The sequence below is a fragment of the Mycetocola sp. TRD_SC_2 genome (assembly GCF_055361225.1).
Map to the genome: position 1 here is coordinate 1,615,339 of NZ_CM143954.1, position 21,415 is coordinate 1,636,753.

The 21,415-nt window shown below is 63.5% G+C and carries 29 protein-coding genes; 11 read left to right on the forward strand and 18 right to left on the reverse strand.

Annotation, left to right across the window (positions count from 1 at the left end; translation table 11 throughout):
- Window positions 1-5: 5 nt before the first annotated feature.
- On the reverse strand, window positions 6-410 hold the full coding sequence (locus tag ACWA1Q_RS07685; protein ID WP_463756391.1) for a four-helix bundle copper-binding protein: 405 nt from the start codon (window positions 408-410) through the stop codon (window positions 6-8).
- 122 nt (window positions 411-532) lie between these two features.
- Between ACWA1Q_RS07685 and ACWA1Q_RS07690 the strand changes: the two genes are divergently transcribed.
- From ACWA1Q_RS07690 to ACWA1Q_RS07700, 3 genes are read left to right on the forward strand one after another with little or no spacing between them, the layout of a single operon-like run.
- A complete protein-coding gene (locus ACWA1Q_RS07690; RefSeq protein ID WP_463756393.1) occupies window positions 533-1,117 on the forward strand; it encodes a DUF1990 family protein in 585 nt (194 codons plus the stop codon).
- A gap of 55 nt (window positions 1,118-1,172) precedes the next feature.
- Window positions 1,173-2,018: a DNA/RNA non-specific endonuclease gene (locus ACWA1Q_RS07695; RefSeq protein WP_463756395.1), complete on the forward strand. Its 846-nt coding sequence runs from the start codon at window positions 1,173-1,175 to the stop codon at window positions 2,016-2,018.
- A gap of 30 nt (window positions 2,019-2,048) precedes the next feature.
- Complete coding sequence (locus ACWA1Q_RS07700) at window positions 2,049-2,615, forward strand: GIY-YIG nuclease family protein (protein ID WP_463756397.1); 567 nt, start codon at window positions 2,049-2,051, stop codon at window positions 2,613-2,615.
- Here ACWA1Q_RS07700 and ACWA1Q_RS07705 read toward each other — a convergent pair.
- The gene (locus tag ACWA1Q_RS07705) at window positions 2,612-3,718 is read right to left on the reverse strand and encodes a Gfo/Idh/MocA family protein (RefSeq protein WP_463756399.1); all 1,107 of its coding nucleotides are present in this window, start codon (window positions 3,716-3,718) and stop codon (window positions 2,612-2,614) included. The two genes, ACWA1Q_RS07700 and ACWA1Q_RS07705, sit on opposite strands and share 4 nt — an antisense overlap.
- Window positions 3,703-4,401: a ThuA domain-containing protein gene (locus tag ACWA1Q_RS07710; protein WP_463756400.1), complete on the reverse strand. Its 699-nt coding sequence runs from the start codon at window positions 4,399-4,401 to the stop codon at window positions 3,703-3,705. Before ACWA1Q_RS07710 ends, ACWA1Q_RS07705 begins: the two co-directional genes overlap by 16 nt.
- A gap of 227 nt (window positions 4,402-4,628) precedes the next feature.
- Here ACWA1Q_RS07710 and ACWA1Q_RS07715 point away from each other — a divergent pair, with 227 nt between their 5' ends.
- Window positions 4,629-5,660 carry a LacI family DNA-binding transcriptional regulator gene (locus ACWA1Q_RS07715; protein ID WP_463756402.1) on the forward strand — a complete coding sequence of 344 codons (1,032 nt, stop codon included), beginning with the start codon at window positions 4,629-4,631 and terminating at the stop codon, window positions 5,658-5,660.
- Window positions 5,661-5,702: 42 nt separating this feature from the next.
- On the opposite strand, the gene ACWA1Q_RS07720 is transcribed toward ACWA1Q_RS07715, so the two are convergent.
- Complete coding sequence (locus ACWA1Q_RS07720; protein ID WP_463756403.1) at window positions 5,703-6,725, reverse strand: hypothetical protein; 1,023 nt, start codon at window positions 6,723-6,725, stop codon at window positions 5,703-5,705.
- A 156-nt stretch (window positions 6,726-6,881) separates the two neighbouring features.
- Here ACWA1Q_RS07720 and ACWA1Q_RS07725 point away from each other — a divergent pair, with 156 nt between their 5' ends.
- Window positions 6,882-7,913 (forward strand): AAA family ATPase, encoded by a 1,032-nt coding sequence (locus tag ACWA1Q_RS07725; RefSeq protein WP_463756404.1) that lies wholly within the window; start codon window positions 6,882-6,884, stop codon window positions 7,911-7,913.
- A 77-nt stretch (window positions 7,914-7,990) separates the two neighbouring features.
- On the opposite strand, the gene ACWA1Q_RS07730 is transcribed toward ACWA1Q_RS07725, so the two are convergent.
- A complete protein-coding gene (locus tag ACWA1Q_RS07730; RefSeq protein ID WP_463756406.1) occupies window positions 7,991-8,755 on the reverse strand; it encodes an SRPBCC family protein in 765 nt (254 codons plus the stop codon).
- A gap of 256 nt (window positions 8,756-9,011) precedes the next feature.
- Here ACWA1Q_RS07730 and ACWA1Q_RS07735 point away from each other — a divergent pair, with 256 nt between their 5' ends.
- The 5 genes from ACWA1Q_RS07735 to ACWA1Q_RS07755 all read left to right on the forward strand — a co-directional run bounded on the left by ACWA1Q_RS07735 (window position 9,012) and on the right by ACWA1Q_RS07755 (window position 11,106).
- Window positions 9,012-9,440, forward strand: a complete 429-nt coding sequence (locus ACWA1Q_RS07735; protein WP_463756407.1) for an alpha/beta fold hydrolase — start codon at window positions 9,012-9,014, stop codon at window positions 9,438-9,440.
- Between the two features lie 96 nt (window positions 9,441-9,536).
- Complete coding sequence (locus tag ACWA1Q_RS07740; protein ID WP_463756409.1) at window positions 9,537-9,914, forward strand: alpha/beta fold hydrolase; 378 nt, start codon at window positions 9,537-9,539, stop codon at window positions 9,912-9,914.
- 65 nt (window positions 9,915-9,979) lie between these two features.
- A complete protein-coding gene (locus ACWA1Q_RS07745; protein WP_463756411.1) occupies window positions 9,980-10,150 on the forward strand; it encodes a hypothetical protein in 171 nt (56 codons plus the stop codon).
- 4 nt (window positions 10,151-10,154) lie between these two features.
- Complete coding sequence (locus ACWA1Q_RS07750) at window positions 10,155-10,550, forward strand: SRPBCC family protein (protein WP_463756413.1); 396 nt, start codon at window positions 10,155-10,157, stop codon at window positions 10,548-10,550.
- A gap of 100 nt (window positions 10,551-10,650) precedes the next feature.
- The gene (locus tag ACWA1Q_RS07755; protein WP_463756415.1) at window positions 10,651-11,106 is read left to right on the forward strand and encodes a VOC family protein; all 456 of its coding nucleotides are present in this window, start codon (window positions 10,651-10,653) and stop codon (window positions 11,104-11,106) included.
- Window positions 11,107-11,221: 115 nt separating this feature from the next.
- Here the strand turns inward: ACWA1Q_RS07755 and ACWA1Q_RS07760 are convergent, their stop codons facing one another.
- The 6 genes from ACWA1Q_RS07760 to ACWA1Q_RS07785 all read right to left on the reverse strand — a co-directional run bounded on the left by ACWA1Q_RS07760 (window position 11,222) and on the right by ACWA1Q_RS07785 (window position 15,015).
- On the reverse strand, window positions 11,222-11,584 hold the full coding sequence (locus ACWA1Q_RS07760) for a hypothetical protein (protein ID WP_463756417.1): 363 nt from the start codon (window positions 11,582-11,584) through the stop codon (window positions 11,222-11,224).
- A gap of 258 nt (window positions 11,585-11,842) precedes the next feature.
- On the reverse strand, window positions 11,843-13,243 hold the full coding sequence (locus ACWA1Q_RS07765) for an APC family permease (RefSeq protein WP_463756419.1): 1,401 nt from the start codon (window positions 13,241-13,243) through the stop codon (window positions 11,843-11,845).
- A 59-nt stretch (window positions 13,244-13,302) separates the two neighbouring features.
- The gene (locus tag ACWA1Q_RS07770) at window positions 13,303-13,536 is read right to left on the reverse strand and encodes a transcriptional regulator (RefSeq protein WP_463756421.1); all 234 of its coding nucleotides are present in this window, start codon (window positions 13,534-13,536) and stop codon (window positions 13,303-13,305) included.
- A 64-nt stretch (window positions 13,537-13,600) separates the two neighbouring features.
- Entirely contained in the window at window positions 13,601-14,068 is a 468-nt protein-coding gene (locus ACWA1Q_RS07775; RefSeq protein WP_463756422.1) for a hypothetical protein, read from the reverse strand.
- Between the two features lie 264 nt (window positions 14,069-14,332).
- On the reverse strand, window positions 14,333-14,719 hold the full coding sequence (locus ACWA1Q_RS07780) for a hypothetical protein (protein WP_463756424.1): 387 nt from the start codon (window positions 14,717-14,719) through the stop codon (window positions 14,333-14,335).
- Window positions 14,720-14,814: 95 nt separating this feature from the next.
- Complete coding sequence (locus tag ACWA1Q_RS07785; protein WP_463756426.1) at window positions 14,815-15,015, reverse strand: hypothetical protein; 201 nt, start codon at window positions 15,013-15,015, stop codon at window positions 14,815-14,817.
- A gap of 120 nt (window positions 15,016-15,135) precedes the next feature.
- Between ACWA1Q_RS07785 and ACWA1Q_RS07790 the strand changes: the two genes are divergently transcribed.
- Complete coding sequence (locus ACWA1Q_RS07790) at window positions 15,136-15,522, forward strand: VOC family protein (protein WP_463756427.1); 387 nt, start codon at window positions 15,136-15,138, stop codon at window positions 15,520-15,522.
- Window positions 15,523-15,972: 450 nt separating this feature from the next.
- Here the strand turns inward: ACWA1Q_RS07790 and ACWA1Q_RS07795 are convergent, their stop codons facing one another.
- The 7 genes from ACWA1Q_RS07795 to ACWA1Q_RS07825 all read right to left on the reverse strand — a co-directional run bounded on the left by ACWA1Q_RS07795 (window position 15,973) and on the right by ACWA1Q_RS07825 (window position 21,414).
- Complete coding sequence (locus tag ACWA1Q_RS07795; protein ID WP_463756429.1) at window positions 15,973-16,935, reverse strand: alpha/beta fold hydrolase; 963 nt, start codon at window positions 16,933-16,935, stop codon at window positions 15,973-15,975.
- 106 nt (window positions 16,936-17,041) lie between these two features.
- On the reverse strand, window positions 17,042-18,064 hold the full coding sequence (locus ACWA1Q_RS07800) for a DUF808 domain-containing protein (RefSeq protein WP_463756431.1): 1,023 nt from the start codon (window positions 18,062-18,064) through the stop codon (window positions 17,042-17,044).
- Between the two features lie 160 nt (window positions 18,065-18,224).
- The gene (locus tag ACWA1Q_RS07805) at window positions 18,225-18,548 is read right to left on the reverse strand and encodes a hypothetical protein (RefSeq protein ID WP_463756432.1); all 324 of its coding nucleotides are present in this window, start codon (window positions 18,546-18,548) and stop codon (window positions 18,225-18,227) included.
- 190 nt (window positions 18,549-18,738) lie between these two features.
- Window positions 18,739-19,320 (reverse strand): dihydrofolate reductase family protein, encoded by a 582-nt coding sequence (locus tag ACWA1Q_RS07810; RefSeq protein ID WP_463756433.1) that lies wholly within the window; start codon window positions 19,318-19,320, stop codon window positions 18,739-18,741.
- A 158-nt stretch (window positions 19,321-19,478) separates the two neighbouring features.
- Window positions 19,479-20,243 (reverse strand): ABC transporter permease, encoded by a 765-nt coding sequence (locus ACWA1Q_RS07815; protein WP_463756435.1) that lies wholly within the window; start codon window positions 20,241-20,243, stop codon window positions 19,479-19,481.
- Window positions 20,240-21,049, reverse strand: a complete 810-nt coding sequence (locus ACWA1Q_RS07820; RefSeq protein WP_463756437.1) for an ABC transporter ATP-binding protein — start codon at window positions 21,047-21,049, stop codon at window positions 20,240-20,242. Before ACWA1Q_RS07820 ends, ACWA1Q_RS07815 begins: the two co-directional genes overlap by 4 nt.
- Complete coding sequence (locus ACWA1Q_RS07825; protein WP_463756438.1) at window positions 21,049-21,414, reverse strand: DUF1048 domain-containing protein; 366 nt, start codon at window positions 21,412-21,414, stop codon at window positions 21,049-21,051. Before ACWA1Q_RS07825 ends, ACWA1Q_RS07820 begins: the two co-directional genes overlap by 1 nt.
- Window position 21,415 lies beyond the last annotated feature (1 nt).

A 21,415-nucleotide genomic window follows, 5' to 3' on the forward strand; every position in this document is an offset into this window, starting at 1 on the left:
CGCCGTCAGAGGCTCTCGAGGAGCCGGATGCACGCGGCCTCGCAGCGGCGGCAGGCCTCAGCGCAGACCCGGCAGTGCGCGTAGCGTTCCGCCTCAGCCTCGCAGGCTTCGGCGGCGAGGCTGCTCGCTGCCCTGGTAGCTGCGAGAAGTGCGCGACGGAGGTTGCCGTCGTAGCGCGAGTGACGCGACAGTACCTTCGCGGCGGCGCTGCTCACGTCGGCACAATCGAGGGCGAGGCGGATGCAGTCGCTCAACGCCGAGACCTCGGGCTCACTCAGGCACGATTCTGCGCACGATGTGCAGGCCTGCGAGCACTCGAGGCAGGCCTCGATGCAGTCGCCCAGTGCCGACGGATCACCCAGTTCGCTGCTGCGCGGATCTGCCCGGAGCATCGACGTCGCATAACTCATGACATCCCCCTCTGTGCGGGCGTCTGGCTCGATCGACCGCTTCTGCTCGAAGGCTAGGGCTGTGCCGGGATTAAGTCACCCCCTTTTCCCGGCGGGCCGAACGTGCATGCCAGAATGGCGCCATGGGAACCGGGCGCGAGTTCAACTTTCCGGGAACGCCGAGTCTCGACGGCCCGGTGCCGCAGGGATACCACGTCACTCGCCGATCTCGCGTTCTCGGGCACGGGCATCGACGCTACGCTGATGCCGCCGACGCCGTACTTCGTTGGGGCGTCCACGTCGGTTCGGGCTTCCGCGCGATCGACGTGCCCGACCGGGTGCGCGTTGGCGAGACATCCGTCTGGGAGATTCCGTTCGGTCCGTTGCATCCGCGAGTGAACTGCTGCGTGTTCGAGGTGGTGTCGGGCGCCGAGCGCACGGGCTTCGGCCATGGCGCGCTCATCGGGCACCCGCAGAGCGGCTGGGAGAGTTACGTCGTCTCGCTCGCCGATGACGGCGCGGTACAGCTCGACATCCGGGTGGTGTGGCGGCCGGCAGCTTGGTGGATGCGTGCGGCCGGGCCGTTCGGGCGCGTCGCGTTGCATCTCATCCTCCGCCGGAACCTTCGGGCACTCGACAGACCCGTCCCCGCGCCGTCCGGGTCGCCTGTTCCGCCGTCCAGGACGCACTCATCCGGCATACCGGGTGATTCCGACCGCAACGGATGAACAGGATGTCGCCACGGCAGGTGCGGCTGTCGGACGCCGGTGCTTAGCTGGGGTCATGCCGAACACCACGTCTGCCGCGGGTTACGACCCCGACTTCCTCGCGATCGAGGTCCCGCTCCCCCGCCCGGCCCGCGCTGTCACCGAACTCGACTACACCCACTTCAGCGTTCTGCTCGACACCGGCAGGAGGCTCGCAGCGGCCACGGCGGTCAATATCGACGGGACATTGCTCGTGGACGTTCCGCGTGGCGACGACTGGCACCTCGACTCCCGGGTCGCCGAGGGCGAGCAGGCGGGCCCGGAGCTCTACCGACGGAATGACCTCGACCGCGGGCACCTCGTGCGTCGCCGCGATCCGGTGTGGGGGCCACCGACCGAGGCAGCCCGCGCAAACCATGACACTTTCGCCTACACCAACGCCGCCCCGCAGGCCGCCCAGTTCAACCAGTCCAAGGAGCTCTGGCTCGGCCTCGAGGACTACCTCCTCGGCTACGCCGACACCACCGACCAGCGGCTCAGCGTGTTCACCGGCCCCGCGCTCGGCGAGGGCGACCCGGTCTACCGCGGCATCGGCATCCCACAGGCGTTCTGGAAGGTCGCCGCGTGGATAACACCGGGCGACGCTCCCACGCTCGCCTCCACCGCCTACCTCCTGGACCAAAGCCCGCAACTCGACGAGATCGACCTTTCCGAGGCCCGCCTCAGGGCCCGATCGACGGATGCCCCGCCTCCCCTCGGCCCATTCCGCACGTTCCAGGTGCCGGTGAGAGACCTCGAGACGGCAACGGGCCTCGACTTCGGCGGGTTGGTCGCCGCTGACCGCCTCGAGCGGGTGCAGGGAATCCGTCCGCGGGCGGAGGGCTGGGTTCTGCTCGAAACGGTCGGCGACATCCGTGCCTGACTGGCGGGTGCGCGGACGAAGTGACGCACGATGACCGACCGACGCTGTGTTGCAGCCTCTCCGACCAGCGAGGCGTGCGGCGAGGCTGTTGAGCCGGGGGCTCCGCTCGACCTGTGTGCCGCCCACTTCGAGGTCGCCCACGACTGGGTCGCTCAGACGTCCGGCACGACGGACCTGCTGCCCTCGCCGTGCGCGGCCTGCGGGTCGCGGCTCGGCGTGCGGTATCCCTCCGGCTGGTTGTGCGCGGTGTGCGAGTGGCGGGTCGGCGATGCGCCTGACGGCGAAACGGTCGACCCGCGACTCGACGTCGTCTACTACCTGCGGTTCGGAGACCGGATAAAAATCGGAACGTCGGCAAACCCTCGCCGGCGGTTCGCCGGCATCCGGCATGACGAAGTTCTCGCGTTCGAACCAGGCAACCGTCTCACCGAGCGGAGGCGGCACCTGCAGTTCGCCGCCTACCGGCTCGGCACGTCCGAGTGGTTCGCGCCCCACCCGGAGATCCTCGCCCACATCGACGTGCTGCGCGCTGGGATCGACGATCCGTGGGCGCAGTACGCGCTGTGGCGCAGCCAGCAGGCGGCGTTGCGCGGTTAGGCCCGCACGCTCAACTCGGTCAGCGGGACTGCGGGCGGTCGCTCGCAGGTGCTCTCGATCGTGACCGACTGCCCGGAGTGAGCGGACTTCAGCACCGACTCCATGACGTCGAGCGCGTGGAAGGCGAGCCGCCCACTCGCGCGCGGTTCGGCATCCGTCTCGGTGAGAGCGAGGTCCTGGAGCCCGATTCCGCGACTCGCGTCGACGTAACCCGCTGAGATCGGAAGGACCTCCCAGTCCGTCGAGCCGAGTGATCGGAGCCTCACGTCGCCGTCGAACCGGTTGGGGTCCGGCACGATGAGCGAACCGGTCTCGCCGTGGATCTCGATGTTCGCGGCCTGGGTGGCGACGGCATCGAAGCTCATGACGAGGGTCGACAGGGCGCCAGATTCATGGACAAGGACGCCGGTGACATGGGTGTCCGTTGTCACCGGAATGACTTCGCCCTCGCGCGGGCCAGACCCGATGGTGCGGCTGGTCCGCGTGTGGCTCGCCGCTCCGATGACGGATGCCACGGGGCCGAGCAGTGTGACGAGCGCCGAGACGTAGTACGGACCCATGTCGAGCAGCGGGCCGCCGCCCGGCACGTAGTAGAAGTCCGGGTTGGGGTGCCAGCGCTCGTGCCCCGGCGTCATCATCGTGGCGGTTGCCGAGATCGGGCGACCGATCAGACCGTCGTCGATGGCCTGGCGAGCCGTCTGGGTGCCGGTGCCGAGAACGGTGTCAGGCGCGCAACCGACGGTGATGCCCGCTTCAGCGGCCGCGGCGAGGACAGTGGCCGCCTGCTCGGAGTTCGCGGCGAGGGGCTTCTCGCCGTAAACGATCTTGCCGGCGGCGAGGGCCTGCAGCGCGATTGGCGCGTGCGCGGCGGGGATGGTGAGGTTCAGCACGAGCTGGACCTCGTCGTCTGCCATCAGCTCATCGACGCTCAGCGAACGAACACCGGGGTGCTCCGCCGCGACAGCGTCTGCGCGCGCCCGGTCGAGGTCCGCGACGGCGACAAGCCGGACGGCGTCGAGCGTCGGGAACGTCTCGAGATACGCGCCGATGATGTGGCCGCAGCCGACGATCCCGACGTTCAGTGGTGTCAGCGGCTCGCCCACAGCATGCCCCTTTCGATGATGGTGCGGACGTTTTCGTCCTGGAGGATCTCGACCGAGTGGCCGGGCGTTGCGACGAAGATCTTGCCCTTGCCCCACTGCCGTGTCCAGATCGCGGGAGAAACGACGGGGCGGGTCCACGCGTCCCATTCCCGTGCCGGAAGGGTCGTTGTGGCGAGCACGTCGATGTAGTCGTCGCTGAGTACCCAGTACTGCTCGGTGGTCAGCTCGAAATCGGAGAGTCCCTCGGTGATCGGGTGACTTGCCGCGGCTTCCGTCATCTCGACCCGGTAGTCGATGTAGTTGTCGGACGGGTCACCGATGCGCTCGTCCGGGTGTTTGCCCGGGTGGCAGGCGAACTGCCCGCCGATGAGGTGGAGATAGTCCGAGTTGTTGCGGTACGAGTCGGCGATGCCGCCGTGCCAGCCGGCCATCCCCGTGCCCGCCTCGATGGCGGTGCGCAAGCCCGCGAACTCGTCTTTCTCGATCGTGTTCATGGTGTTGGACTGCACGATGAGGTCGACGGTTGCCATGTAGTCCGCGTCGGCGTAGACCGCCGGGCTCTCCTCGACCCGTACGTCGAAGCCGGAGGCCTCGAGGAAGGGAAGGAAGAGGTTGGTGGCTTCGACGGGCTGATGGCCGTCCCAACCTCCTCGGACAACGAGGGCAGTGCGGGCGTTCGTCATACAGGGTTCCTTACTGGGTGTTAATTTGCTGAAGCCGGCGGTTGTCCTCGGTGGCAGTAAAACCGTCGATAGATTTCGCAATTGTTTCTGTGAGTGCGCTCAATTTAGCCAGCACAACGTCGAGAGTCAAGCGCACACGACGGCTTCGTGTTGTGGACGTCGAGCGGATGAGGCATCCTGATAGTTCCGAAACATTTCGGACCCTCACCTACCCAAGGCATTCGTTTATGACTCAGCGATTGAAACCCGTCCTCGCAACCGTCGCTGCGCTCGCGGGCGTGTCAGCCCCGACCGTCTCCAAAGTGATCAACGGTCGCGACGATGTGGCGGACGCCACTCGCCTCCGCGTGCAGGCCGCGCTCGACGAACTCGGCTACCGCTCCCCCATGCAACGCCGCACTCGCATGACCGGCCCTGCGATGGTAGACCTCGTCATCGGTGTTCACGATGAGGCGTACTCGATGGAGATCCTCCGCGGCATCCTCGATCTCGCGGGCGACGTCGATGTCGACGTCGTCGTGAGCAGCTACACGCCGAACAAACTGTCTGAAGTGAATCATGACGAATGGGCGGAGCGAATGAAGGATTCCGGTCGCAGCGGCATCATCTTCGTCACCTCCGAAATCTCAGTCGGCCAACTACACGCTTTTCAGCGCCGCGACATTGCCGTACTGGTGATTGACCCACTCAACCCCCCGCCACCCGGAGGTTACGCCAGCGTCGGGGCCACCAACTGGGCGGGCGGCAGGGCCGCGACGGAACATCTTCTCGACCTGGGTCACGAACGCATTGCGTTTCTCGGAGGGCCAGCTGCGGCCGAATGCAGTGTCGCACGGCTCCACGGCTACCTCGCCGCTCTTATGGGCAGGGGCGTCGCGACGCGTCCGGACTACATCCTCGCCGGAGCGTTCAACCAGAAGTCAGGTGCGGAGGCGAGCCGGGAGGTGCTTGCTCTCTCTGAACCGCCGACGGCGATCTTCGCGGCAAGCGACACCATCGCCCTTGGCGTGCTGGAGGTGGCACGCAGTCGCGGGCTTCGCGTGCCCGATGACCTCAGCGTCGTTGGGTTCGACGGAACACCACTCACGGAGCAGACACTCCCCCGGCTCACGTCGGTGGCGCAGCCGCTGCAGGAGATGGGGCGTGCCGCGCTGCGCGGAGTGCTGCGTCTGTCGCGCGGCGAGCAGCTCGACTCGTCTCACACGGAGTTGGCGACTGAACTCGTGGTGAGGGACTCGACCGCACCGCCACGCACCTAGCAAACTCAGGAGGGTTGCGCGCCAGATATCAAGCGTTCAGGCTCAACCATTCCCGGAGTTCTCCGGCGGCATGACAGTCGCGAGAATCGCCCCTCCCTCCGTTCCGATTGAGACCACGAACGTGGTGTCGGTGATCCACGCCGCGCCTCTGATTCCGCAGCTGAACGGTAGCTGCAATTCGATGCCGCTCTGCCTGAGCGAGAGCCCGCGTCCCCCTGAAGCCTCGCACGAGCCGTTCTGAGTCATGATCTCTCGAGCCTCGGAGGACCCCCGGGTCAGTGCCCATTCAACGTTTGCGCCTGCGTCGCGCGTGGCAGGAGCGAGTACATCGCCGGCCGGGCTCACGGCGAGCACCGGGGTCGCCGAATGGGTGCCAAGGTGTGTCCGGGACCCATCCGATGCGACGAGGAACGTGTCGCTGCTTGTGCTGACGTAGACGGCTCCTGTTGAATCGACGTCGATCGCGACTGCCGCTGCGGGAGATTCACCGTCGGGTCCCAAAACCGTGTCCTGGACGCCGTCAGCATCAACCACTCGGATGGCGTACACCGCTGGCACCGACCGGTCAACACGGGTATCGATCGGCTCGGGCACGGCATCTGAGAGGAAGTCGACGAAGACGACTCGCCCGTCGGCATCGACGGCGACGTCGCCGATCATCGTCGCGTCAACGTTCAGGGCCTCCCACGTCATGGCATCCGTGTCGTAGAGGAACAGGCCGGTTCCGGTGCCGGCCGGATTCTCCCGGTCGGTCCGGGAGACAGCGAGGACCGTCGGCGAAAGAGCCGCAATCCCGTGCACCGCGATGAACAGGTCGTCGTTGAAGCGACGCAGCGTCTTTCCGTCTGCATCGAGATGCAGCCAGGAGCCCGAAGATTCCGTCCAGATCCCGCCCGCTGTGTCGCCGGTAATGTTCGTCATCGGGTATGTGACATCGATGCGGTCCGGTCGCCCCTCTTCCACGGCGTTGTCGTATTCAAGTGGCGTGACCCGCCAGACATCCGGGGGAACCGAAGAGCACCCACCCGTCAGGACCAGCACAGCGGCGGCGAGGCCGATAGTCATCCAACGTCTGCAGGGCGCGCGCGAGGTCATGGCACGAACCTAGCGGAGGGACCACCACCTGTTGCTCCTCTTCACGCTTCAGTACCGTGGGACGGATGATCGCGTGGCGCGCCGGTGCTGATCGGAAAGACGTGGCGATCGCGACAGGAGGAACCGATGTCGAGCAAACGCAATCCACTCGAAGAACTGCGTGAGACGATCGCCCACCTTGCCGAGCAACTCAAGCTGCCGGGCTCGGAGCGAGTCGATGAGCTGAGGAGCGACCTGATAGGCGGACGCGCTATCACGGCTCGCCCGCTCGAAGAGGTACAGGCGGAGCTGGATTCGTTGGTCGGATTGGAAACCGTCAAGGAACAGGTCCGGGCGCTCGTCGCTCTGCTCCAGGTGCAGGCTCGGCGGAAAGAGCACGGGCTGCCTGAAGTGGCGACGTCGCAGCACCTCGTCTTTCTCGGAAACCCGGGCACAGGAAAGACCACGGTTGCCCGGCTTCTCGCCGAGATGTATCGCGCGGTTGGGCTCCTCCAGAAGGGCCATCTCGTCGAGGTCGACCGGTCGGGACTGGTCGGTCAGTATGTTGGGGCGACCGCCATCAAGACGGATCGGGTGATCCGCCGGGCGCTGGACGGCGTTCTCTTCATCGACGAGGCATACGCACTGACCCCGGAGGACGGCCGGATGGACTTCGGCCCGGAAGTCATCGAGGTCTTGCTCAAGAGGATGGAAGATCACCGCCATCGTCTCGTCGTGATCGTGGCCGGATACCCGCGGCTCATGGAGTCTTTCCTGCTGTCGAATCCGGGACTGCGTTCACGGTTCGCCCGCGAGATCACCTTCCCCGACTATTCGCTCGACGCACTCGAGACGATCTTCCGCCAGATGCTGGATCACCACGAGTACAGGCTGGCATCGGGAGCGGATGTGATGCTGCGTCGGATCCTTGACGGCCTGCACTCCGGCGAGGACTCAGGGAACGCTCGCTTCGCACGCACCCTGTTCGAGCAGGCGCTCAATCGACAGGCGCTGCGGCTCTCTCGTGATGAGGCACGAAGCCTCGAGACCCTCGATCGCGACGACGTGATCACTCTGACGGCGGAGGATCTCGAGGAGGCGGCCCGTGCGCTGGGAGAAGGTCCGGCGCCCGACCAGGAGCCCGAGCAATCCCGCTGGCGACGTTGGCTTCTGGGATGACCAGCCACAGCGAACCGCCGGCGGCCCATCCCGAAGGAGGACTGCCGGCGGTGCGATCACCTGGCCGGTCGTGGGAACTACAGGGTGCCGCCGTCGCGACGATCCCGGTTGAGCAGCGGATCTTCTTCGACGTAGACCTCTGATTGTCCAGTGGTCGTTCCGGCGACCGTCGGATCGACATCGTGCACCGGAGTGTCAACGGCCGGCGTCACAGTGACGTCTGCCTCAAGATCCGTGTCTTTGTCGCCTTTCTTGCTGGCGGCCACACCGGCTGCCGCCGCTGCTGCTGCGATTCCCACGCCAGCGGCGACCTTGCCTGAGATCCCCGCCTTACCGCTGTCGCCTCGCGAGCCTGACGCAGCTTCTACCCCGGGCTCGCCAGAAGTGGTGCCGTCCACCGAACCGCGCCACGCCCCGGTCGCATATCCCTCAGCCTCGATGAAAGCCTTGAAGCGGTCGAGGTCGCCCTCGGCCTGGTTTTCCACAACGTTGAGCTTGTCGCCGATTTTCTCCACCAGGCCCTCGGGCTCGTACTCGAGCACGAGGTGCACCTGCGTCTGTCCCCCACCGACGTCTTCGAAGGTCACGGACCCTGCGTTGGTCGCTCCGTCCGTTGCAGCCCACGAGACCTTCTTGTCTGGCACCTGCTCCAGGATCTTCGCGTTCCACTGTCGCTTGACACCGCCGATTTCTGCGACCCACTTCAGGTTCTCATCGCCGAGTTGAGTGACGGACTTGATGCCGCTCATGAAGTGCGGGAACTCTTCGAACTGGGTCCACTGGTTGTATGCAACGCTCAGCGGGACGTTTACGAGGATGCTTTTTTCAACCTTCGTGCTCATGGCGTCTCCTTCTTTAGAGTGCGGTCGTACGCGAGCGCGCACGCATTTCTCACTGTAAGTAGGCACCATCCGAGCCGGATACCCCCTTGCATTTGGCGGGCAGAGCCAGAGAATGGACCCGCTCGCCCGTGCGGGCAGGCCTGCCATGACGCCGAACCGCATCCTGCTCTCTCTTTCCAGGCTCAAGGGCACTACCGTCGTAGTTTCGACCGATGTACTCTAGTAGCACTATTTCTGTAGTGCTCGGAGGTGCACCATGACTGTAGCGATCACGTCGCGTCCCACGATGCCGGTCGTCGACGGAACCGACCATACGTTCGTGAACGTGTCCGACGGGCGAATTCACGTTGCGACGCGGGGAGACGGTGACCCCGTGCTACTCCTCCCGGGATTCGCTCAGACGTGGTGGCAGTGGCGCAACGTGATGGCAGCTCTCGATGCGGCCGGGTATCGTTCGATCGCCCCGGATCTTCGCGGCGAAGGATGGAGCGAGTTGTCCTCGAACGCGATTTCCCGGACGCGCCGAGCACACGACGTGATTGAGCTGCTCGATATCCTCAAGCTTGACCGCGTGAAACTCGTCAGCCACGACATGGGTGCCATCACGGCCTTTCAACTCGCGCTGGACTTTCCGGACCGGTTCTCGGCGCAGGTGATGATCTCCGTTCCACCACCACAGATGTAGTTCTCGGTCGAGATGCTTCCAGGAATGCGGCACCTCTGGCATCAGGAGGTGATGGCTCTCCCGTGCATCGGACCCGCTCTACTGCGCAGGAAACGATTGCCGCGCCATCTCTTCGAGCACCACTCGACGCGCGCGCTGGACCCTGCGGTCCTCGAACTGGCAGCGGCGCTTCTCCGCGATCCCGAACTGTCGCGAGCCGCGGGTCTCCTGTGTCGACGGATGGTGCTTCCTGAGCTTGCGCGGATCATTCGGGGGGCGTACCGCCGGGAACGATTCGCGATGCCGTCCCTGTTCATCTTCGGCAAGGAGGACCTCGCATTCCCACCCAACGTGACCCGCAAGGTATTCGCTGATCCTCACTTTTTCGGCGCTGACACACGGCTGTCTCTCGTTGACGACGGCGGTCACTATGTTCTCGACGAAGAGCCGGACGTGACGGTGCGTCTCATCGTGGCGTTCCTCGATTCGATATAGCCGACTCGTGAATTCGCGCGGCCAGTCGGTATACGCTGGCGATGTTGCCGACCGAAGGATTCCCCGTGTCCCACCACAAAGAGCACTCCCCCGACGAGCATCTCCCCGAAGGGAACGCGCCAATCATCCCCGACCTCGAGGTCGATGAAACCATAGCGCCACGCCCTGAAGAAGAGATCGCGGACGCCCTGCGGGCCGAGCCTGACGTCGTGGATCACAGCACGCACGCCGAGTGATGCGATGAGAAGTCAGCACGTGAGTCGGGTGATCTCCGCCACTCCCGAGGCGGTCTACGAGTTTGCGTCGAACATCGACAACCTGCCGAAGTGGGCCACAGGCCTCGCCCTCGTCGAGGTCACTCGCGACGGTGACACCCTGCTTGTCGAGTCGCCGATGGGCCACGTCCAAATCCGTTTCGTGGAAGAGAACTCGCTCGGCGTTCTTGACCACGACGTAACTCTGCCATCAGGCGCTGTCGTCTCAAATCCCTTTCGCGTGGTGGCGCATCCGGAGGGGGCTGAGGTTGTCTTCACCGTCCGCCAGATGAATCTCGATGACGCCGAGTTCTCGGCGGACGTCGACACCGTCGCGGCGGATCTTGACCGGCTGGCGAGCCACTTCAGCGATATGGTCTGACTTCTCGTGCCGAGGCAATTTCGCTGTTGCTCGGCGTACGTGACTTCGGATGCGACTCGCCCACTGGAACTGCCGCGGGTGACTCGCTAGCATGCCACCCATGTCCATCAAACTCGAGAACGTCGGCATCGCAGTTCGCGATCTCGAAGCCACCATCTCTTTTTTCACCGACCTTGGTCTCACGGTCGTTGGCCGCGACACGGTCAGTGGCGAATGGACCGACACTGCCGTGGGCCTCGACGACAATCACGCGAAGATTGCGATGCTGCAGACACCGGACGGCCACGGCCGCCTGGAACTGTTCGAGTACATCCACCCGGAAGCGATCGAGACAGAGCCCTCTCGACCGAATGAGATCGGGATGCATCGCGTTGCGTTCTCGGTGGACGATATCGACGAAGCGCTGAAGATCGCTGCGAGGCACGGTTGCCGTCCGCTGCGCGGCGTGGCGACCTATCAGGACGTCTACAAACTCGCCTACGTTCGCGGTCCCAGCGGGATTATCGTCATGCTCGCGGAGGAGCTGACGAAGAGCCAGCCGGACCCGCTGCGCTAACGATCTAGCTGGCTGCCGCCGGAGCCGGAGTGTCGAACGCGAGTTTCTTCGGAGTCTGGCACGGTCGCCTCGAGAACGGAGGCGACAGCATCCGTTGCCGGGATCTGGCTTCAGGTCATGATGTTGTCATGGGAGCCGTCGTCAGCTCCACCGACCCGAAGGGGAAGGGGAAGGGGAAGGGGAAGAAGAATGTTCCCGTGCCGTTCCAATCGGTGATCGGGATCATGGCGAACCAGATCTGAGCGACGAGGATGCAGGCCACAACCAAAATCACCGTCACTGCTGCCGCCCGGTCGAGGATCCGGATGGCGGATGGAACGTCGCTCGCTCGGCGGAGCACCAGCGTGAGCGCGGTGATCACGATCGCTCCGATGGCAAGGTAGATCAATGCGTTAGGGCGCAGCGTGAGAGTCGCGCACGTCGGTGCCACGTCGACGACGGAGCCCGTCGCGTCAATGAAATCTCCGTTCGCCGTCACGCCGCCTGGACAATAGGACGAGCTCGCAGACATCAAAGCGGTGCACGCCAATGCAGCAAACGCAGCAGTCACGATCAACCGTCGAATGCGTGCCACGATGGCCGCACCCGGTAACTGGGGCGTTTGTGAAGTCGCCTGAACTTGGATGGCTGACGTCATTACGTATATCCGATCGGTCGCTGGAGGCGTTGCCTGATGCTACCGACGGGAAAGCGATGAGTCCAGAGATAAAGGTCACCAACCGGCGCGCGTGAAACCTTATCCGCGGCGGCGTCGAGCGGCCGTGTAGAGACGCTCGACCAGCCACAGTACGATCCCGATCACCAGGAGAACGACAGCGATCCAGTACTGTCCCACCGGTCTGCCTGAGGTGAACGGCAACACCAGATAAAGGCAGGTGATGGCACCGACGACCGGAAGGAAGGTGGGTGTGCGGAAGTGCTTGTGATCGACCGGCTGCCGACGCAGCACCAGGACGGTCACGTTGACGACCGCGAACACAGTGAGCAGCAGCAACGACGTCGTGCCGCCCAGCAGCGCGACGATCGAACCTTCGGCATCGAGCGAGACATAGACGATGAGGCCGGCAGCCAGTGCGCTTGTGAAGAGGATCGCGGCCCACGGCGTGCGACGCCGTGGCGCTACTCTCGCGAGAAACGGCGGCAGAACCTGCTGCCGACTCATGCCGTACAGCAGCCGACTCGCCATCATCATGTTGATCAGCGCGGTATTCGCGACCGCGAACATGGAGATGAATGGCAGAAGATCATTGACGGGAAAGCCCGGTGCCGCCGCCTCGACGGCTGTGACCAGCGGGGTCTCGCTGCCGACGAGATCGCCGATCGGCACGAGGGCAACCACGGTGATCGACACCAGCACATAGATAGCCGCGGCGATGCCCAGCCCGCTCAGCATCATTTTCGGGAAGATGCGGCTCGGGTCCTTCGTTTCCTCCGCCATGTTGACCGAGTCTTCGAAGCCGACCATCGCGAAGAAGGCGAGCGACGTTGCGGTGCTGGCGGCGAGCAGCACGTTTTTGTCCTCCGGCGTTTCGAAAGCAACGACCCGGGACCAGTCCGCGTTGCCGCCGGTAATCGCCCACATGCCGATGAAGATGACGAGGAGCAGACCTGACAGTTCGACGAGGGTCAGGACAACATTGAGCCAGACGCTCTCCGCGACGCCGCGGAGGTTGACGATCATGATGAGCACGATGAATCCGAGCGCAATCAGCATCGTCATCACCATCTCGTCCGGGAGGCGGAACGCGACGGCGAAGTTCGCTGCGAAGGCGCGTGAGGCAGTTGACGCCGAGGTGATGCCGGAGCTCATCACCACGAAACACACGATGAACGTGACGAAGTGGATGCCGAATGCCTTGTGCGCGTACAGCGCTGCTCCTGCCGCCTGGGGGAACTTCGTTACCAGCTCGAGGTAGGAGAACGCGGTGACAGTCGCCACGGCGAACGCGAGGAGGAACGGCAGCCAGGCCGCCCCTCCGACTTCGGCGGCGACCTGGCCGGTGAGCGCATAGATGCCGGTGCCGAGGATGTCGCCGACGATGAACAGAAGCAGCAACCCGGGGCCGAGGACTCGCCTGAGCTCCGGCTGGTTCGGCTCGACGGTTTTGACGACCTGCGTCCAGGACGGATTACTCATCTTGCGCCCCTCTCCTGAACTCAGCCGATCACATCCGCGTCGCTAGCTCAACCCTCGATTCAGGCGGGCGTTCCTGCGATCTGTTGAAGTGCCAGCACATGTGCATCGAACGCGGATTTTCCCGCCTTGGTGAGAGCCAGCCAGGTGATCCGCCGTGCATCGTTGCGGCCGACCGACGCGACCTTGCTCGAAGAGACATACCCCGAGGCGACGAGGGTTTTCAGGTGCTTGGAGAGCGTGGCATCTGACACGTCCAGGGTGTCGCGCAGTACCGCGAAGTCGAGTTGATCCACGGGTCGCAGAAGCCCGCAAATCCGCAACCGGACGGGTGCGTGGATGGTCTCGTCGAATCTCGCTCTACCCACGGCGCAACTGCTCCACTGCTGAGTGAAAAGCCACACCGGTCAGCCACGTTGTCGCCGCGAAGGCGAGCATGCTGGTCAGTGCAACCGCCCAGTGCAGGCCGAAGGACACGAGGCCGAGAGAGACACTGAAGAGCACGAGGCAAACGGCGACGATGCCGGCGAAGGCCCACGCGGCGCGAACGCCCATCCTCTGAAACTGGACGCCAGTCTCTCGACGCACCAGGTACGCGATGATGAGAGCTCCGACCAGCGCCAGCCACCCGGATGTCGGTGGTTCATAGTTCTGACCGGGCGTGGTGGCGGTTGCGGTCGACACCCACCACGCCCCTACTCCCCCAAAGGCCGCAAGCAGCACCCAGGGCATATGCACATTCGAGGAAAGGCGCTCCCTGTCCTCGGTCAGCGTGTTCAAGGCGGTGGCGGCTTCCGACGGCGACAGGTTCTTGTTATCGTTTTCCATGTTGGAAAGCATATCGGTTCGCTTTCCGTTTTGGAAAACGACTCGGCAACAGTCGAAACTTCCGTCCGGCGATCGCTCAGCCCGCGCGGCTCCTCACCGCGAACCCGACTGGCATCCCTCTCGGCGTTCTCTTCGACGTCGCAGCAATCGCGATCTCAGTCGTCGTGTTGCGCGCTCGCAGCACCCGAAGCCCAACGCGGTAGGGACTGCTCGCGCAAACGCGCCACGATGCGACGGAAGTTCAGTACAGCGTCGTCGAGCGCGTCAAGCACTCGGGCGGAAAATCAGGTTGTCGGAGATCCGCACCCAGCCGTCCCGGAGCGCGGAGTCGGGTATTCGTGAGATGTCTTGCATCAGATCCCCAAACGGATACTCGGTCGAGGAGTTCGGCCCGGAGCATCCGATGACAAGGCCGTCTGGGACATTGTCACCCGAAACGGCGATGCAGACGCCGTCTTGAATTTCGTCGTCCTTAGGTAGAGCGAGAAAGAAGGAGCGCCCGTCCAGTTCGCCGACCATTCGGATCGAATCCTCGTCGACGTACTCCGACTGGCCACCTAGAGAGAGGTCCGTGTCTGTCTGCGGCCTCTCCAGTTCGGCATACATCGGTTCGGCGCCTGGCGTACAGCCGGTTATGACGAGGACAACCACTGCCAGCACTCCGATGCGCTGCGGTACTGCACGAATCATCGGGCTCCCTTGCGTTGCCCCGAGACTAGCGGGTGGACCGAGTTCCGGTCGATGCTTCAGCGCGTCCGCTGACGCGTCGTCATGGGAGAACGGAACGGGATCATCGGCAGGGCCAGCCCGAACACGATGACCAGCGGCGCCAACGATGAGGTGACGATGGCGACTCCGACCCCGATGAGCGCGAGAACGATCGCGACTGTCCAGAGCGCGAGACGCAAACGGCGGTCGGCGGTGCTCGGTTCCGTCTTGAAGGTCATGACCCCATGGTAAGACGGGTCGCGTTACGGGAAGGGTGATGTGCAGGATGCTGACAGCAAGGACCTGTCAGACGCGGTCTTCAGTTGCTCGTGCGTCGCGATGCTGCCAGCATTGCGGTCGTGACCGCTCTCATCTCGCACACGACCTTCGATTCCCTCGACGCCTACGCTCAGTCGCTATTTTGGGGCAGAGTCCTCGGCTTCACGCCGGACATCGACAATCCCGACGGCCCGGGAGACGAAGAGTGCATGATCTTCTCGCCTGATCGCACCCAGCGGCTTCTCTTCATCGAGGTGCCAGATGCGAAACAGGTCAAGAACCGGCTCCACCTCGATCTTGTGCCTGCCGACGGCACGCGCGATCAGGAGCTGTCGCGTTTGCTGGAACTGGGAGCCCGAGTGATCGACGACCGACGGATGCCGGATGGAACGGGGTGGGTCGTGCTTGGTGACCCCGAGGGCAACGAGTTCTGCATCCTGCGCAGCGAACATGAACGGTCAGGGTGAACGGACAATTTCTTCATGGGTTCAACCCCCGTACTCGGCCATGATCACGAGTGGCGTTCCGTTATCGTCACACACCTGGGTAGTGATCTCTGTCGCCGCCATGAATGGTTCGCTGTCGAATAGCGAGTCCGGAGTATCGTAATCCTCAGCGAGCACCTCCGTGAGCACTGGACCCTGCTGACCGATCAACCCGCGCGGTGTCTTGCCGAGTTCAGTGAGATTTGCGCGGTTCTCCTCGAGTACATCCGACCGGTCGTCGGCATCGATGTCGCCGACTTTGAACCCCTCTCTGGGGTTCGGCGCCGTCTTGGCCGGAGGAACGACCCGTTGAGGGCGAAAGTAGCGTCTTCGTCGTACACCGTTGCGGAGACGATGAGGAGTTCGGTGGGTGTTACCGGAAGGGTGAAGGCGCGCAGGCCGCCACAGGACCCGTGACGGGTGCCTGCCAACTCAGCACGACCCGCCACGGTCCAGCGCATCCGGACCCACCACCATTTCTGGAGGCAGCGACGAGACTTCTGCCGGGGCGGCAGCAAACCTCTCTCTACCTGCAAGAGCGAATGCCTGAGCGGAGAGGTCCGAGTTCTCATCCGGCGCTCCAGGGTCGCGTGGCAGCACCCCGGTTGCGGCGACAAACCGGGTCAGCGCCTCAATCCATTGCTCAAAAGCGTCGAGGTGGGCGTCGTGCGATGCGTTCATCAAGTCCACTCGCTGAACGTTCCGGCCTCGTTTGATGAACTCGGCTTTCTGGTCTTCAGAGAACATCCCGCCGTCTGCGTAAATAACGAGCGTGGGAATCTCGATACTCTCCCATTCGGTCCATCGCTGCGTGGCGACATCCGAAATGATTGCCTGCATGACATCCGCATCAAATCGCGGGTAGAGACCATCGGCGCGTTCCTCGAGATCGTCCACCAGGGCGAGTGCCAGCGATCCGTTGCCCAATGCGGCCAGCGCGGCCTGGCGGTCCACAAAAGGCACGTCCCAGGATCCGAAGTAGTCGCCCACCGCGGCATGCTCCTCAGCTGTCCCGCCGCCCTCATTCGCTTCGAGCATCACCAGCCGTTGCACCAGGTCGGCCCGTGAAGCGGTTACAAGCATCGCGGTATGTCCCCCTAGCGATTGCCCCGCAAGTACGACTGGAACAGAACCCTCTGCCTCGATCACGCTCACTGCGTCGCGCACGAAAGCCTCGCGAGCAGTGTCTGCGGGGACCCTCGTACTGCGCCCGTGGCCTCGTTGATCAATCAGGATGATTTTGCGCCCGGGCAGAGCCTGAGCAGTCCGGAAGAACTCTCGGTGGGAGCCACCGAGTCCGTGCAAAAGAACGACCGCCGGCTCTTCGCCGTCGAAGACGAAGTACGAGATCGTCGTCCCGTCACTCATGGTTATCTCGTGGGAAGTCGGGACCATTCGTCGATCCTAGACGTGAGAGGGTGCGATCGATCGTGCTCTCCTAAATCGACGCGTTCTCCACGGCGATAGTGATGAAGACGTGCACGAAGACGACGCGACAGATCTAGGAAGCAGAGTCGACGTCGTGTTTCTCTGGACGATAACCAGCGACGGCAGCCCGAACGGCGCCCTCTTCATGCTCGCCTTTCTTCTTACCGAAGGGCAAGAACTTCAGCAGCGGGTGCAGGACAGCCATAACGACGAGGCCCCACACCAGTCCGAGCACCGCTGAACACAGGGTGTTCACAAGCCAGACCAGGAGGCCCCCGACGACGGGGATGCCTGCGAACGGAGCCTCAAGAGTGTGAACCAGGTCGTAAGGCAGGTGCCAGCCGAGGTCATAGACTCCCTGCAGCATGATGTGACCGCCGACCCAGAGCATGGCGATCGTGCCGATGAAAGTGATTGCGGCCAGTACGGCAGGCATCCCCTTGACCAGCATTGCGCCGAAACGCTTGGTGTTGGCAGAGTCCTTGGTAGTGAGGTGCAGCCCGATGTCATCCATCTTGACGATAAGAGCGACGGCGCCATACACGAGTACCGTGATCCCAATTGCGACCACGACGAGGATGACTGCGCGAACCAACAGTGACTCATCCGCCACTTCGTTCATTGAGATGACCATGATCTCGCAGGACAGGATGAAGTCGGTAGTGATCGCGCCCTTGGTGACCTTTGCCTCTGCCGCGGGGCCCCTCTCGATTGCCGGCGCCTTCTCTTCCGCATGGTGGCCGCGAAGCTTGTGCCAGACCTTCTCGGCACCCTCATAACAGAGGTAGGTGCCGCCGAGCATGAGGATGAACGGAATCACTGCCGGGATGAAGGCGCTGATGAGCAGCAACGCCGGGAGGATGATCAACAGTTTGTTTCTCAGCGATCCCCAGAAGATCCGCTTGATCATCGGCAGTTCACGCGACGGCTCTGACCCGGAGACGTATTGCGGCGTGACCGCAGCATCGTCGATGACGACACCTGCTGCCTTGACCCCAGCTTTGGCCGCTCCTGCGGCGACGTCGTCGATCGAGGCGGCCGCTATGCGTGCCAGCGCTGCGACGTCATCCAGCAGTGCGACGAGTCCGCCGCTCACAGATCACCACCATGCTGCTCGAGTTCTGACGGCTGAGCGGGAACGCCGCGTGAGATTGGCATGATCGCAGTATATGACAGCGGGGCAAAAGCTCAGGGCGTCTGTTCTCGAGCGCATTGAAGGTGTAAACGAGCGCCTTTCGCTGATCACCGGGAAGCCTCTATCTGAGCGCGTCCTGAATCTGGCCGACGAGTTTGTCGAGTGCCTTTTGGTTCTTCATACCGTCGAGCAAGGCGCGGGGGCGGCCGTCCTGTAAGTCAAGCGTGACGGCGACGTTCGATCCGCCCGGCGCTGGCGTCGTCACCGCGCTACCTTTGAGTTCCCAGTACAGCATCGTCTTCCGCGTCACGAAGGCAATCTGGCTGCCGTCGGCGGAGTGCCCCAGAAGCGTGTGTTTGTTATCGGCAATCACACGCTGAATCGCCGAGGCAACTGACGTCACATCCGCGGGTGTTTGGAAAGTGGCATTCGCTTCAGCTGACATTTCGGCTCCTTGCTGCTGTGGGAAGCCTCACAGTATCGATCCCCGGGTGAGAACGCGAACTTCTCCATCGCGCGGTCCTGGTCGTTCACACCCACGATCACAGGTGATTGAAGGCTTATCGCCGGACCACGCGGCAAGCGCTGAATCGGGGCGGGGCTCGACCTGCCTGGATGGCAGCGACGCAGACTCCCTAACCGGCAGTGGGAACCTTCCGCGGATTCGCTCGGTATCGCATGGCGACCGCACCCGACCGGAACTCCTGCCGGTCCACGAGTTCCAACTGGATACGCTCGCGCAAACCGGCGAACAGCGTCGGCCCGTGTCCGGCAAGGACGGGCTGCACAACGAACTCGTATTCGTCGATCAAACCCAGATCCGCCAACGCCAGGGGAAGTGTCACGCCACCAACCGACAAACCTTCCCCTGATTCCTGCTTGAGCCGCTGAACCGCCTGTTCCAGGTCGCCTCGAAGCAGCTCCGCATTCCAGTCGACCTCCTTAAGCGTGTTCGACACGACGTATTTATTCGTACTGTCGATGGCCTCTGCGAATGGGATCTCCCACTCACTCATCCAATCGGGCCACGTGCCCGTGGCGGGCTTTCGCCACGCCGATTCCATCATCCCGTAGGTCACCCGGCCGAACAGCAGGGCGTCCGCTCGTTGCATCTCAGCGGTCCAATAGCGCATCGACTCTTCGTCGGGAGGGATCCCTGCCTCGTGGTGGCAGCATCCGTCGAGCGTGACGTTGATCGAGTAACGAAGCGGTCTCATCGGGTTCCTCCCTTGATGCACAGAGCGTGATTCACCGGATCGTACTCCTGGTGAGACATCACCGACATGGTCGCGAGGTGGCGGCCTCCCCCGCGTGCTGGTCAGGACGAAGTGAGCTTTCAATTGCAGCGAAGCGGCGAGCGGGCTCAAGCGCTGACTTAGCTGAGCTTGCGGCGGTAGATCGCGACGGCCCAGATGTATGCGATGGCGAGGATGCCGACGAGCCAGGCGAGGGCGATCCAGATTTCGTCACCGATTTGTTCTAGCGCAAAGAGGGCTCTTACAGACTCGACGATCGAGGTGACCGGCTGGTTCTCGGCGAACCAGGCAACCGCGGCGGGCATCGTGTCGGTGGGCACGAACGCCGAGCTGACGAATGGCAAGAATATGAGCGGGTAGCTGAAGGCACTCGCGCCATCGACAGTTTTGGCTGCGAGACCGGCGACCACGGCGAGCCAGGTCAATGCCAGTGTGAACAGGATCAGGATGCCCGCGACGCCAAGCCAGGCACCGACGGAAGCTCCCGTGCGAAACCCCAAGCCGAACGCGACGCCGATGACGATCGCGACGGACGCGAGATTCGCGACCAGTGACGTGAGTACATGCGCCCAGAGGACGCTCGATCTCGCGATCGGCATGGATTGGAACCGCTCGAAGATACCGCCCTGCATATCAAGGAACAGGCGGTAAGCGGTGTAAGCGACGCCTGACGCGATCGTGATCAGCAGGATGCCAGGAAGCATGTAATTGACGTATGTCTCGCCGGTTCCGGTGTCGATCGCTCCGCCCAGAACGAAAACGAAGAGAAGCATCAGGGCAATCGGGGTGACGGCGGTGGTGATGATCGTGTCCGGGCTACGGACTACATGGGTAAGCGACCGAGCCGTCAATGCCCGCGTGTCCGTGAGAACGTGGCCGGTCATCGGAGTTCCTTTCCTGCGGTGGCGTCAGTCCCGTCCGCGCCATCGGTCTTGTCGGGCTCGCCGATTAGCGCGAGGAAGATCTCTTCGAGGGAGGGCTGCTTCTCGACGTATTCGATCTGTGCGGGCGGGAGAAGTTGCTTGAGTTCGGCAAGGGTGCCGTTCTGGATGATGATGCCCTTATGGAGGATCGCGATCCGGTCAGCTAACTGCTCGGCCTCATCGAGGTCCTGGGTGGTGAGCAGCACTGTCGTGCCGTTCCTGGCGAGCGTCTTGACCGTCTGCCACACCTCAAGCCGGGCTTGTGGGTCGAGCCCGGTTGTCGGTTCATCGAGAAAGATGATCGGTGGGTGGCCGATCAGGCTCATCGCGATGTCGAGTCTGCGCCGCATCCCGCCCGAGTATGTTCCCGCTTTTCGCCCTCCGGCTTCGGCGAGCGAGAAGCTATCGAGCAGATCATCGGCGATTGCACCCGGATCCTTCAGGTGCCGCAGTTTCGCGACGAGCATCAGGTTCTCGCGGCCGGTGAGCACGTCATCGACTGCCGCGAATTGGCCAGTGAGGCTGATGGCACTGCGGACACCGGCGGACCTTGTCGCGACGTCGAACCCGTGCACGGTTGCCGTGCCAGCGTCGGCCTTCAACAGCGTCGCCAGGATGCGCACGAGGGTGGTCTTGCCCGCTCCGTTCGAACCGAGGAGCGCGAAGATGCTGCCCTCGTTGACGTCGAAGTCGACGCCCCGAAGCACCTGTAGATCCTTGAAGGACTTCTTGATCCCCGAGACCCGGATCGCCGCGTCGACACTCATTACCGATGCTCCTTCTTGACGTCATCGATCGCCTTGACGAGGCGGCTGCGCTCCTTATCGATCCAGTGCTTTCCGCCGTAGGCCTGGGCGAAGGTTTCGGCGAACTCGACCGGATCGTCACCGACCAGCTCGCTGACCGACATACCGTCGATGGCGGCGCGTTCCCACAGGTCAGCGGAATCGGTGAGCATGGTGACGAGCGTTTCCCCATCGGTGATCCCGCCGTAGTACATGAAGTAGCGGTCGAGTGCTTTCGCCACGCTGCGGTGCGGCTCCGGGAGCGCAGCGATCCGCGCCTTGTATTGCTTGTACTGTTTCTTCTGCTCCAGTGAGCCTGTAAGCGCTTCGATCCACTTTGCAGCCATG

Excerpts from the sequence above, each read along its gene's own strand:
- ACWA1Q_RS07685 (WP_463756391.1), bottom strand. The coding sequence starts at position 410 with ATGAGTTATGCGACGTCGATGCTCCGGGCAGATCCGCGCAGCAGCGAA.
- ACWA1Q_RS07690 (WP_463756393.1), top strand. The coding sequence starts at position 533 with ATGGGAACCGGGCGCGAGTTCAACTTTCCGGGAACGCCGAGTCTCGAC.
- ACWA1Q_RS07695 (WP_463756395.1), top strand. The coding sequence starts at position 1,173 with ATGCCGAACACCACGTCTGCCGCGGGTTACGACCCCGACTTCCTCGCG.
- ACWA1Q_RS07700 (WP_463756397.1), top strand. The coding sequence starts at position 2,049 with ATGACCGACCGACGCTGTGTTGCAGCCTCTCCGACCAGCGAGGCGTGC.
- ACWA1Q_RS07710 (WP_463756400.1), bottom strand. The coding sequence starts at position 4,401 with ATGACGAACGCCCGCACTGCCCTCGTTGTCCGAGGAGGTTGGGACGGC.
- ACWA1Q_RS07715 (WP_463756402.1), top strand. The coding sequence starts at position 4,629 with ATGACTCAGCGATTGAAACCCGTCCTCGCAACCGTCGCTGCGCTCGCG.
- ACWA1Q_RS07720 (WP_463756403.1), bottom strand. The coding sequence starts at position 6,725 with ATGACTATCGGCCTCGCCGCCGCTGTGCTGGTCCTGACGGGTGGGTGC.
- ACWA1Q_RS07725 (WP_463756404.1), top strand. The coding sequence starts at position 6,882 with ATGTCGAGCAAACGCAATCCACTCGAAGAACTGCGTGAGACGATCGCC.
- ACWA1Q_RS07730 (WP_463756406.1), bottom strand. The coding sequence starts at position 8,755 with ATGAGCACGAAGGTTGAAAAAAGCATCCTCGTAAACGTCCCGCTGAGC.
- ACWA1Q_RS07735 (WP_463756407.1), top strand. The coding sequence starts at position 9,012 with ATGACTGTAGCGATCACGTCGCGTCCCACGATGCCGGTCGTCGACGGA.
- ACWA1Q_RS07750 (WP_463756413.1), top strand. The coding sequence starts at position 10,155 with ATGAGAAGTCAGCACGTGAGTCGGGTGATCTCCGCCACTCCCGAGGCG.
- ACWA1Q_RS07755 (WP_463756415.1), top strand. The coding sequence starts at position 10,651 with ATGTCCATCAAACTCGAGAACGTCGGCATCGCAGTTCGCGATCTCGAA.
- ACWA1Q_RS07765 (WP_463756419.1), bottom strand. The coding sequence starts at position 13,243 with ATGAGTAATCCGTCCTGGACGCAGGTCGTCAAAACCGTCGAGCCGAAC.
- ACWA1Q_RS07775 (WP_463756422.1), bottom strand. The coding sequence starts at position 14,068 with ATGGAAAACGATAACAAGAACCTGTCGCCGTCGGAAGCCGCCACCGCC.
- ACWA1Q_RS07785 (WP_463756426.1), bottom strand. The coding sequence starts at position 15,015 with ATGACCTTCAAGACGGAACCGAGCACCGCCGACCGCCGTTTGCGTCTC.
- ACWA1Q_RS07795 (WP_463756429.1), bottom strand. The coding sequence starts at position 16,935 with ATGGTCCCGACTTCCCACGAGATAACCATGAGTGACGGGACGACGATC.
- ACWA1Q_RS07805 (WP_463756432.1), bottom strand. The coding sequence starts at position 18,548 with ATGTCAGCTGAAGCGAATGCCACTTTCCAAACACCCGCGGATGTGACG.
- ACWA1Q_RS07810 (WP_463756433.1), bottom strand. The coding sequence starts at position 19,320 with ATGAGACCGCTTCGTTACTCGATCAACGTCACGCTCGACGGATGCTGC.
- ACWA1Q_RS07815 (WP_463756435.1), bottom strand. The coding sequence starts at position 20,243 with ATGACCGGCCACGTTCTCACGGACACGCGGGCATTGACGGCTCGGTCG.
- ACWA1Q_RS07820 (WP_463756437.1), bottom strand. The coding sequence starts at position 21,049 with ATGAGTGTCGACGCGGCGATCCGGGTCTCGGGGATCAAGAAGTCCTTC.
- ACWA1Q_RS07825 (WP_463756438.1), bottom strand. The coding sequence starts at position 21,414 with ATGGCTGCAAAGTGGATCGAAGCGCTTACAGGCTCACTGGAGCAGAAG.